Origin of the sequence: Streptomyces sp. NPDC017520 (genome assembly GCF_044329855.1) — a bacterium.
Lineage (GTDB): Bacteria > Actinomycetota > Actinomycetes > Streptomycetales > Streptomycetaceae > Streptomyces.
Genome location: NZ_JBIRKB010000006.1, coordinates 456,227 through 467,009, shown reverse-complemented (window position 1 = coordinate 467,009; position 10,783 = coordinate 456,227). Strand labels below are relative to the sequence as shown.

The 10,783-nt window shown below is 69.1% G+C and carries 10 protein-coding genes and 1 pseudogene; 9 read left to right on the top strand and 2 right to left on the bottom strand.

From position 1 onward, the window contains the following. Nucleotides 1-410: 410 nt before the first annotated feature. Entirely contained in the window at nucleotides 411-1,514 is a 1,104-nt protein-coding gene (locus ACH4KB_RS17945) for a methyltransferase domain-containing protein (RefSeq protein WP_398066881.1), read from the bottom strand. 222 nt (nucleotides 1,515-1,736) lie between these two features. Beyond that, on the bottom strand, nucleotides 1,737-2,036 hold the full coding sequence (locus ACH4KB_RS17940) for a hypothetical protein (protein WP_398066880.1): 300 nt from the start codon (nucleotides 2,034-2,036) through the stop codon (nucleotides 1,737-1,739). Nucleotides 2,037-2,341: 305 nt separating this feature from the next. On the opposite strand from ACH4KB_RS17940, the gene ACH4KB_RS17935 reads away from it, so the two are divergent. The 9 genes and pseudogenes from ACH4KB_RS17935 (at nucleotide 2,342) to ACH4KB_RS17895 (ending at nucleotide 10,692) form a co-directional block, all read left to right on the top strand. Next, complete coding sequence (locus ACH4KB_RS17935; RefSeq protein ID WP_398066879.1) at nucleotides 2,342-2,962, top strand: hypothetical protein; 621 nt, start codon at nucleotides 2,342-2,344, stop codon at nucleotides 2,960-2,962. A 164-nt stretch (nucleotides 2,963-3,126) separates the two neighbouring features. After that, a complete protein-coding gene (locus ACH4KB_RS17930; protein WP_398066878.1) occupies nucleotides 3,127-4,329 on the top strand; it encodes a hypothetical protein in 1,203 nt (400 codons plus the stop codon). 461 nt (nucleotides 4,330-4,790) lie between these two features. Next, nucleotides 4,791-5,834, top strand: a complete 1,044-nt coding sequence (locus ACH4KB_RS17925; RefSeq protein WP_398066899.1) for a MarR family transcriptional regulator — start codon at nucleotides 4,791-4,793, stop codon at nucleotides 5,832-5,834. A 311-nt stretch (nucleotides 5,835-6,145) separates the two neighbouring features. After that, a pseudogene (locus ACH4KB_RS17920) lies at nucleotides 6,146-6,703 on the top strand (Uma2 family endonuclease). Between the two features lie 356 nt (nucleotides 6,704-7,059). Beyond that, entirely contained in the window at nucleotides 7,060-7,224 is a 165-nt protein-coding gene (locus ACH4KB_RS17915) for a hypothetical protein (RefSeq protein WP_003967683.1), read from the top strand. A gap of 10 nt (nucleotides 7,225-7,234) precedes the next feature. Next, complete coding sequence (locus ACH4KB_RS17910) at nucleotides 7,235-7,528, top strand: Dabb family protein (RefSeq protein WP_003967684.1); 294 nt, start codon at nucleotides 7,235-7,237, stop codon at nucleotides 7,526-7,528. 198 nt (nucleotides 7,529-7,726) lie between these two features. Continuing rightward, nucleotides 7,727-8,632: an RNA polymerase sigma factor SigF gene (locus tag ACH4KB_RS17905; protein ID WP_398066877.1), complete on the top strand. Its 906-nt coding sequence runs from the start codon at nucleotides 7,727-7,729 to the stop codon at nucleotides 8,630-8,632. Between the two features lie 234 nt (nucleotides 8,633-8,866). Further along, nucleotides 8,867-9,733 carry an RNA polymerase sigma factor SigF gene (locus tag ACH4KB_RS17900; RefSeq protein WP_398066876.1) on the top strand — a complete coding sequence of 289 codons (867 nt, stop codon included), beginning with the start codon at nucleotides 8,867-8,869 and terminating at the stop codon, nucleotides 9,731-9,733. Nucleotides 9,734-9,816: 83 nt separating this feature from the next. After that, nucleotides 9,817-10,692 carry a hypothetical protein gene (locus ACH4KB_RS17895; protein WP_398066875.1) on the top strand — a complete coding sequence of 292 codons (876 nt, stop codon included), beginning with the start codon at nucleotides 9,817-9,819 and terminating at the stop codon, nucleotides 10,690-10,692. Nucleotides 10,693-10,783: the final 91 nt, after the last annotated feature.

The following is a 10,783-nucleotide window of genomic DNA, read 5'->3' as shown; positions in this document are numbered from 1 at the left end:
TCAGTTGCGCCCGTGTCATGCGATACGGACTACCGGATCCGCACGCGCCGTGAGGGCAAAACGCGCATGTTGATCGCGACCCGATACACGCCCTAGGGGAGCGGGGCATGGTTGCGCCACAGTCCCGACTGCCACGGGCCCGGCTGAGCCATCGGGCCGTCTCATTTTCCGTCTCGTTCACGCGCTGAACGGCTACGGACTGCGACTTGACCCGCGGGAACGGAACTCGAAAGCGAGTGTGGCGTAACCCGTCACCGTGGGTTCAAATCCCACCGCTTAACTGATCAGCGAAGGGGCAGAACCATTCCGGTTCTGCCCCTTCGCTGCGTTCTGCCTCGTGTACCCGGCCACCGGCGGCCCGGCAGAATCAGGGACCCGCAGTCCGCACGGCTGGCCCCGGCGTATCCGGGTCACTCTCTGGCGGGGCGAATGACGTCGCTCGGGTCCCCCAGCCAGACCTGCTGGCCGCGGCCGGTCACGGTCAGCCCGAATTCCTCGGCACCGGGTCGCCCCGCCACCTCGTACTCCCACCAGACCTGCTCGATCTCCTCCCACAGGAACCCGGGCCCGTACTGCCACACCTCCTCCCCCGAAGCGGCCATCGCTCCGGACCCGTTCTCCCGGGTCACCCACACCCGCGCACCCTCGGGGATGTTCTGGTGGACGAGCCGTACGCCGGGCAGCCGTGCCCCCGCGTACAGGGCGAACCCGAGGTCGAGGAGGCGAGCGGGGTCCAGGCCGGCGGCGCGCGCCCTGCCCCTGCCCCGCACCTCGTGGAGGTCGGGCACGCGATGGGCTCGCATCGGCATGTACGTGGCCCCGCCGAAGAACGGGCCGGTCGCGGTGCCGTCATCCTGGACGCGGAGCTGGACCAGCGCACCGGACCAGAACCCCCGGGCGAGCGGGGCCACGACGACCCCACCGGGCCGGACCTGCCGAAGCAGCGCGTACGGGACGTACCGCAACGCACACGTCGCGATCAGCCGGTCCACCAACCCCAGTCCGGGCCAAGCCTGTTCACCGTCCCCGACCCGCAGGTGCGGACGGTACCCGGCCTGCGCCAGGGCGTCGGCCGCCTGCCGGGCCACGACCGGGTCGAGCTCGACGCTGTGGACCAGATCGTCACCGAGCCGTTCGCAGAGCAACGCGGCGACATATCCGGTCCCGGTGCCGATCTCCAACGCCCGTTGCCTGTCCTCGACTTCGAGGAGAGTGAGCATCCGGGCCACCATCGAGGGCATGGAGTTCGACGACGTCGCGACACCGGGCCCGCCCCCGGCCCCGTCGTCGAGCTGGGTGACGACCGGCTTGTCGCTGTTCACCAACGCCAGCCACGCGTCCGTTCCCACCACCGGCTCGCACCGGTCGGGGAGTTGCCGCCACACATCCGCCGGAACGAACCGACTGCGCGGCACGGCCTCGAACACCCGCCGCCACCGGGCAGTGAGCAGCCCACGATCAGCCAACTCCTGAACCAGTGCCGGATAGGTGGACGCCTGGGGTACGGGGCTCACGACTGCGGTACGCACTGAGGGCCGCTGCCGTCCGGAGACGGCTTCGGCTCCGACGGCGGCGTCCACGGCTTGTCCGACGGCGCCCCTCCATGCTTGCCGGCATCCGCCATTACGGGGTTGGTGGTCATCGTCCATCTCCTCTGTTCTGTTCCGTTCTGGGGAACGGTTCGATTGGCGGGGCGGTCTCACACGCGCGCACATCCGTTGCCAAGAAGTTGATGCTCATACCGCTTCCCGGAGAGCGGTGGCCAGTGCATGGCACGGGCAGACACAGTCCGGACGCAGGCAGAGAGCGTGTACGTCGGCCAGACCCGTCACCAAGGCACTGCGGCAGACAACGCCGTACGGACCGTCCGCACCCGCCGACAACCCGCCCAGGCCAGCCGCTACCCCCTGAGGCACATCAGCGGAAGTGATCGGATCACCCCGCCACAGCAACGTCACCTCATGTTCCGGGCAATAGGCACCAGTGCCGTCCTCGACCGGCAACTCGTGCGCTTCCCCCTCCGCGAAACACCTCATCCGCGTCGGGCCTCCCGCCAGGCACGACCAAGGTGGACAGCAGCCGGACAGGAGGCTCCGGCACGGCAGGTGGGGCAGCGCTGGGTGTGGCCGAGCCAGGTCCGGTACGCCCTTTCGCCACTCGGTTGCGGTCGCTTCTCCTTTACCCCGGTCACAACGCCCCCGCTGTGGCGGGCCTCGTAGCCGCGAGCAGGCGCGCGATACCGTCGGCGCACGCCTTCGTCCGTCCCCGCTCGCCGATCTCGTAGAAGAAAGCTTGTGACGTAGCGCCCTCCCTCGGCGACAATCCCCTCGGTGAGGAGGACGTGCAGAGGATCCGTGGCGTGCGGTCGGAGTTCGGGTTCGAGGGTGACAACCCGCAATCCGTGATTGCGCAGGTGCCCCACCAGTCGCTGCAGGTCAGTGGCGTTCATGCATTGACGGTCTCAACTGCGGCCAACCCTGGGGATATGACAACCTATGACACGGAGTGGATCATGAGGACGGTGACGATCACGGGGACCCGTGGGACGGACCACAAGTCCCTCGCCGAGTACACCGCCCTTTTCGAGCAGTACCTCGAACCCTTCGTTCCGGCGGCCCACTTCTACCTCGGCGGTGCCGTGGGAATCGACTCGCTCGCCCTTCTCTGGCTCGCCGACCGGACAACGGCGGCCATCACTGTCGTCGCGCCGGGCACCCTGAGCCAGCAGCCGGCCGAGGCGCGTGAGGCCGTCGCCCGTACGAGGGGCCGCATCACGGAGATCGTGGAGCTGACAGCGGCCGAACTCCGGTCCCCGGCCTACCACGCACGAAACCGGTGGATGGTCGACCGCACGTCGATGACCATCGGGTTCCCTCACACCACGGAGCCGTCGACCGGCACGTGGCAGACGATCAACTACACAGCCGAGCGGAGAAAGCCGCGACTGATCGTGCCGGTGTAGCAACGCACGGTCGCGGGCTGCGTCACTTTGGCCGTATGGTTAACCGGGCCGCGGGGGCTGCAACGCTGAAACGCTTACGGCACAGCCGCGGCCTCTCCCTGGCCGGTACCGCACGGGCACTCTCCCAGACCGCCATGGCCCTACATCACCCGCGCCTGCCCGCCGTGGCGAGTGTCCAGCGATCCGTTGCCCGCTGGGAGTCGGCAGCGGCGACGCTGCCCGACGAGCGGTATCAGCTGCTCCTCGCTCACCTCTACGCCCGCACCCCGGCCGGACAGATGTCCGTAGGTCCCGGGTCCGACCTGGCTGAGTTGCTCGGGGCCCTGCTCGATCTCGGCGAGAGCGAGTCCCGCGTCGCTGTTCTGCGCACCGCGCTCATCCGTACGGCGACGGACACCGGCGGCGCGCTGGCCTTGCTGTCCACACCTCTGCAGGCCGGTCTTTCCACTGCCCTGACCGACCCCAGCCAGGTAACCGAGGAGACCGTGGCCGGGCTCGGTGCGGTCGTGGACGACATCAACGCGCAAGTGGGCGCGGTGCCGATGGTCCGTCTGCAACTTCTGCTCACGCCCGTGATCGACGCGTGCCGCCGTCTGCAGGCAGGGGCACTCCCCGGCCCGCTGGTTGGTCACGTCCGTGCGGTCACCGTCGCCGCCTGTTCCCTGGCCGGCCGCCTGGCATTCGAGAACAGGGACGAGCAGGCTTCACGCGCTCTGTACGCCACAGCGGCCTCGCAGGCCGAGCAGCTCGGAGAGACGTGGCGACAGGCATCGGTGCACATGAGTCATGCGCTCGTGACGCTCTACTCGTCATCCGACCTCTCTGACGCCCAGCGGCTCGTCGACCGAGCGGTGCGCGCGACGCGCACGGGGGACAGCACCCGGGTACGGGCACGAGCGCACGCGCTCCAGGCCGAGGTCGCCGCGCGGGCGGGGCTGGAGCGGCAGGCACAGTCGGCGCTCGGGTTGGCTTGGTACGACATCGAGGGGCAGACCAGTGGTGATCCGTCGGGCAGCAGCTTCTCGGCGGGACACCTGCGAGGGTTCGAGGGGGTGTGCGAGCTGTACGTCGGTGATCCTTCGGTCGCACATGATCGATTCGCTGTTTCGGCAGCAGCGTTGGTCGCTCCTCGGGAGCAAGTTCAGCGCGCGATCGTGAGGACCGATCAGGCTCTTGCTCGCATTCGGATGGGTGATCCTCGGTCGGCTGCTGAGCTGCTGCACGAGTGCGTGCTCTCGGCTACGGCGACCGGCGGCCGTGTGCCGGCGATTCGATTGCGGAGGGCCAGGACGGAGTTGCGGCCATGGCGCCGTGAGGAATTCGTCACCGACCTGGACGATCACTTGATGGACGTGCTGGGAACATGACGTAGGACGGCCACTGCCGCCCTGGGCGAGGTCAAGAAGTAGCCCTCCCTCGAAGCTCGAATCCCGACCCCCGAGCTTCGGGCTTCGGGGGCGGTCGGGTCACTCTTCCGGCGGTACGTGCATGAGGCCCGGGCCCGAAGCTCGGGTGCCGAGATTCGAGGGTCAGGATGCGGGACCCGAGGTTCGAGCGCCTTCTCTAACCGGTAGGTAGAAGAAGGGGTTGGGGAAAACGTCCCCTACCTCCCCACCCCTGGCGCGACCAGCAAATATGACTAATCGTGACAGCTTGCGGCACAGCGTCACGACTGCTTACGGTGCGGGAAACAAGCGACCCCGACGCGGTGTTGGAACCACCAGGCCGGGGTCTCACCGCAAGATCGCAACCCTAGAAAGACGATCCCGTGGCTACTCAGCACACTAGCCCTGCTTTGCCCGCCCCCGCACACTCCGCCGCGTACCCGATGGCCAAGCCCGGCTACGGCAAACGCTCCGCGCCGGACCAACGCCCGCGCACACCGGACGACTTCGCGCTCCTGCCGGCGCGCGAGCGGTACGTCGCCGGGTTCATCGACCACCTCCCCGAGGGCGCGGCGATGAGCGTGAAGCAGCTCGCGAAACAGCTCCCGCTCTACGGCCAGCAAGCCATCTCCACTTCCCTGACCGACCTGTCCGTCGCCGGGCACCTGCGGCGCGTCCGGTGCCCGGTCGGAGCGGGCGAGGAGACCCGCTGGGTCTTCCGCACGTTCTGGTCCCGCACCGCCCGCGACAACGAGTGGTGGAACGCGTACCTCGCCACCGAGCAGGCCGCCCTGGCCACAGCCCCCGTGCCGGAAGCCTCCGTCCCCGACACCGCACCGCCGCCGCCGTGGTCCCCGGCCGAGGAGCCTCCGCCGCCACTCGCGCCGGAGAGCACCGGCCCGGAACAGGACCCCGAACCCACCGCCGTACCGCAACAACGCACCCCGGCCCAGGCACCGGACACCGAGCACGTGCCGCCCGCGCCGCCCGCCCCCGGCGCAGCCCCCGCGACTCCCCCCGCCTCCGAAGCCGGCCCTTCCCCTGCCTACCTCGCCTTGGCACGCCTCGGCCGCGACGACCACCGCCTGGCCCTCTCCGCCGGCGACTGCGCCACCCTGGAAGCACAGGCAACGGAGTGGCTCGCCAGAGGTGTGAGCGTCGACTACCTGACCAGCGCCCTGACGGCGGGACTCCCCGCAAAGGTCGACTCCCCCGTCGGCCTCCTCCGCCGACGCCTCACCGACAAGATGCCGCCCCGGATCCCCACGGAGAACACCTCACCCGCCACTCCTGCCCCCGCCCGCCGCATCCTCATGGAGTGCACGGACTGCGGCCGCCCCGGTCCCCCGGAAGCGCTCCCCGACGGGCTCTGCCGCCTGTGCCGCGAGTCCCACCCCGGGCGTGTCGAGATGTCGCCGGGCCAGGCCGAGATCGCCGCTGTCAGAGCGCGCATGGCTGGCCTCCGCGACCTGCTCAAACCCGTCTGAGCCCGACCATCGCTGACCGACTCACTGCGCCCGACGCCTACGGAACGATCAGCAATGCACGCTCAGCATGACTCGGCTGCGCAGAACCGCAGGTCACGTAATACGACACTCGCGCGTGCGGGGCTGTTCGCCTGAAAACTTGAGAGTATTGGCTATGTCGAGAGTCGTCCCCGCACGTCCGAGGTGACCGTCAGCTCACAGAGCCCTCGAACGGGTGACAGACGTGGTTCCCGCGCACTCCCGCTGGTTGCGCGCCGCCATGGCGGGACGCATCACCACCCCGTCTCGGACCTTGACGGAAGCAGGATGTAATGACCAGTGCGCCGGACTACAGCCAAGGCATCGACACCGAGCGCGCCCTCAAATTCGCCGTGCAGCGCATCCGCGGGGACCGCGTCCAGATCATTGAGGGGATCATCGAACCGGTGTCACCGACGTGGGACCACGAGCGCGCTGCCAAGCTCGTACGCCGCCAGATCGAGGGGCGAGTTGACGAGCTCGGGTGCGTGGAGGGGTCCGGGAATCTGGACCTGCCCGGGTCCTCAAACTAGTACGTCCCGGACATCGCTGTTGTGCCGGAGGATCTGGCCAAAGGAGGCAGCGCCCTTCTTCCCGACCAGACGCTGCTGATCGTGGAAGTGACATCCGAGTCGAACGCGGAGACGGACCGGGTCGTCAAGCGACGCAGGTACGCCGAGTACGGAGCACCCTTGTACCTGCTCGTCGACCGTGTCGAGCGCAGCATCACGCTCTTCTCGGAGCCGCAGAAGCTGGGGTACACCCACGTGGAGGGCCCCTACCCGTTCGGTGCCGTCGTGCGGCTTCCGTTGCCGTTCGACCTCGCCATCGACACGAGCGGGCTCGTCTGATCGGTGACGGTGAGAGCGTCGGGAGAGTCAGGTCGGGGGAAGCGGCATCGGGGGGACAAGCCGCTTCCCCCGGTGAGAACAGGGCCTGCTGGTCCTCCGCCGCGGTCAGGGGGGAATCGCACGGCGGTGACCCCACAGAGAGGCCCTGTTCCGGCCCTCCGGGTCCTGCCTGGTCCCGTGGGGCTCGGTATTCATCGTGCCGGAAGGCGGGAGCCGTGTGGTCGGGCGAAAGGCCTTGATGGCGGGGTCGTAGGTCCTTAAAGGCCGCATCAGTGATCCAAAACGGCCACCGGATACGGCCATCCGTGCGGATACAATCGCCCGATCGCACATGGGGTCGACGGGGAGGCAGGATTGTGGCCAAGGCAAAGACGATCATCATCTACATAGTGGTGGTCTTCGTGCTGTACACGATCATCATGTCTCCGCAGCGGGCCGCCGAGCTGGTCCAGGTAGGGTTCGAGGGCATTTCCACCGCCGCGCAGAGCGTCGGTGACTTCATGTCAGAGCTGGTGAAGTAGGAGTAGCGCGATGATCCGCCACCTGGTCCTTTTCAAGCTGAACGAGGGCGTCGAGCGCGACGACCCGCGGGTCGTCGCCGGAGACCGGGCCTTCCGGGAGCTGGAGGGGCAGGTTCCGGAGCTGGAGTTCTGGGAGTGCGCCTGGAACATCACGGACCGGCCGATCGCGTACGACTACGCCATCAACTCCGCCGTCGCCGACGAGGACGCGCTCAAGCGGTACATCGAGCACCCGGCCCACCAGGCCGCCGCCGGACAGTGGCGGGAATTCGCCACTTGGGTGATCGCCGACTACCCCTTCTGACCCTTCCACGGCACCCGTTCGGTCCGGTTCCAGCAACCCCTCGCCCGTCGGGTGGGGGGTTTCTCTGTTCCGTTTAAACCTTTATGGCCTCAACACGGCACTATGAGGTGCTTGCACACAGTGGACATGTCTTGTGATGCTATGACCGCTTTTGACGGATGAGTTGACCGTAGTTGACCGCGAAGGGGTGGCGTCACCGTGCCGGCCAGTACAGCGCCTCAAGTGCCTCCCCAGACAGTCCAGACAGTCCAGACAGTCCAGACCGCCCAGACCGCCCAGACCGCCCGGCCCGAGGACATCCAGACCGAGACCCCGGACCCTTCCGTCAGGCCCGCCAGGACCCGCGGCGCCGACACCAGGGCGCTCACCCAGGTCCTCTTCGGCCAGCTCAAGAACCTGGAGCCGGGCACTCCGGAGCACGGGCGGGTCCGGGCCGCCCTCATCGAGGCGAACCTCCCCCTCGTGCGGTACGCCGCGGCGCGGTTCCGCAGCCGCAACGAACCGATGGAGGACGTCGTCCAGGTCGGCACCATCGGCCTGATCAACGCCATCGACCGGTTCGACCCGGACCGCGGGGTCCAGTTCCCCACGTTCGCGATGCCCACCGTCGTCGGCGAGATCAAGCGGTACTTCCGCGACAACGTGCGCACCGTCCACGTCCCCCGCCGGCTGCACGAGCTGTGGGTCCAGGTCACCGGCGCCACCGAGGACCTGACGACCGCCCACGGCCGGTCCCCGACGACCGCCGAGATCGCCGAGCGGCTGAAGATCTCCGAGGATGAAGTGCTCGCCTGCATCGAGGCGGGGCGTTCGTACCACGCCACCTCCCTGGAGGCGGCACAGGAGGGCGACGGGCTGCCCGGGCTCCTCGATCGTCTCGGTTACGAGGACCCCGCGCTCGCGGGTGTCGAGCACCGCGATCTCGTCCGGCACCTCCTCGTCCAGCTCCCCGAGCGCGAGCAGCGCATCCTCCTCCTGCGCTACTACAGCAACTTGACCCAGTCTCAGATCAGCGCGGAACTGGGCGTCTCCCAGATGCATGTGTCAAGGCTTCTCGCCAGAAGTTTCGCCCGCCTGAGATCCGCAAACAGGATCGAGGCGTAACTAGAACGGGTAGACCGTCCAGAGAGCAGTTCTGACGGCATAAAAGGGCTACACCCCCTGTTTCCAGGGCGGATTCGGCGCTGACTTGTCGACATGTCACTACAGCGCGTTGCCGACATGTGACATTCTGCTCGAAGCGCGTTTGCCGCAGCCCCGCCTCCGGTATTCAGGTGGAGGCTGCGTTCCTCCGATGGTCGCGGCCACCGCGACCGTCCGCGACCTCAAGGGGGTGGCATGTCCGAAGAACAGGGCAGCTCGAAGGTGCTCACGCTCACGAAGAGCGTGCCGGCACCCGCCGTGCTCACCAGCTCGCCGGAAGCCATCGACACCCGCACGCTGTCCCGCTCCCTGTTCCTGCGGCTCGCCGCGCTCGGCCCCACCTCGGGCCCCGAGGGAACGGACAGTCCGGAGCGGACCTACGTGCGGGACACACTGATCGAACTGAACCTCCCGCTGGTGCGGTACGCCGCGGCGCGGTTCCGCAGCCGCAACGAACCGATGGAGGACATCGTCCAGGTCGGCACGATCGGCCTGATCAAGGCGATCGACCGGTTCGACTGCGAACGGGGCGTCGAGTTCCCCACGTTCGCGATGCCCACCGTCGTCGGCGAGATCAAACGCTTCTTCCGCGACACCTCCTGGTCCGTACGGGTTCCCCGCCGCCTCCAGGAGCTGCGGCTCGCCCTGACCAAGACCAGCGACGAGCTCGCGCAGAAGCTGGACCGCTCGCCGACCGTGCCGGAGCTGGCCCGCGCGCTCGGGGTCTCCGAGGAGGACGTGGTCGACGGTCTCGCCGTCGGCAACGCCTACACCGCCTCCTCCCTGGACTCCCCCTCCCCCGAGGACGACGGCGGCGAGGGCTCCCTCGCCGACCGCCTCGGGTACGAGGACTCGGCGCTGGAGGGCGTCGAGTACCGCGAGTCGCTCAAGCCGCTGCTGGCCAAGCTCGCCCCGCGCGAGCGCCAGATCATCATGCTGCGGTTCTTCGCCAACATGACGCAGTCCCAGATCGGCGAGGAGGTCGGCATCTCCCAGATGCACGTCTCCCGGCTCCTCACCCGCACACTCGCGCAGCTCAGGGAAGGGCTCATCGCGGACTGAAGGCGGTCGGCGGAGTTCGATCGGACTCCGCCGGCCCCTGCACCGGGGTTCAGATTTGACGGGGCGTCAGCCACACTGGCGCGATGCGACGTCAGACATGCGTCTCCACCGGCCGCCGAGGCACCGTCATCGTCGCCTCGGCGGCCGCTCTGTGTCTGGGCGGCGGCCTCCTGGCCGCCTGCGGGAGCGGACCGGACGACGACGGGTACGTTGCCATGGGCGCCGCCGCCGATGGCGGGGACCGGCTGTCGAGCGGCGACGGGAAGCCCTCGGGCAAGGTGAGGCTGGTCCCGCTGGACGGGAACGGCGGCAGCCACAGCGGCAGCGGTGAGCGCGGTCCCGGCGGTCGCGGGTCCGGCGGCCCCTCGTCCGCGCCCTCCACCCCGGGTGCGAGCGGGCCCGGGCGCGCCCAGGGCACTCCCGGCGGGGCGCGTACGGGGATGCCGGGCGGTCAGGGGGGCGGATCACCCGGCGGGCCTGGCGCGAAGTCCACGGGCCCCGCGAACTCCTCGAAACCCGCGAACCCCTCGGAGCCCGGCAGCGGCTCCCGGCCACCGTCCTCCGGCGGGCCCGGCACCCCCTCGCCCCCGGGCGACGGCGAACCCGGCACCGGCGTCCCTGGCACCCCGGAACCTCCCGCTCCGCCCGCGACCCCGGCCGCGCTGACGTTGGGCGCACCGCAGCGCGAGGCGGCGGACAGACGGTGGTGCGAGGAGGTGACCGTGGAGTTCCGCAATACCGGCGGCTCCCCGGCGCGCTCGGGGACCGTCACCTTCGCCACCCACATCATCGGCGCCCTCGGCGTCGACTGGGCGACCATCACCTCGTCGCAGCCCCTGCCCGCCCCGATCGGCGCGGGCTCGGCGCGCTCGGAGACGTACACCGTCTGCGTGGAGTCCTGGCGGGTCCCGCTGGGCATGCGCGTCGAGACGCAGGACGTCTCCGCCGTGTGGAAGTGACCTGACCGGACGGCGGGGAGCCCGCTACGCACGAAAGCCGTCCCGGGTCGGCCCCGTACGAGCGGCGGCTCAGCCCCGTACGAGCGGCGGC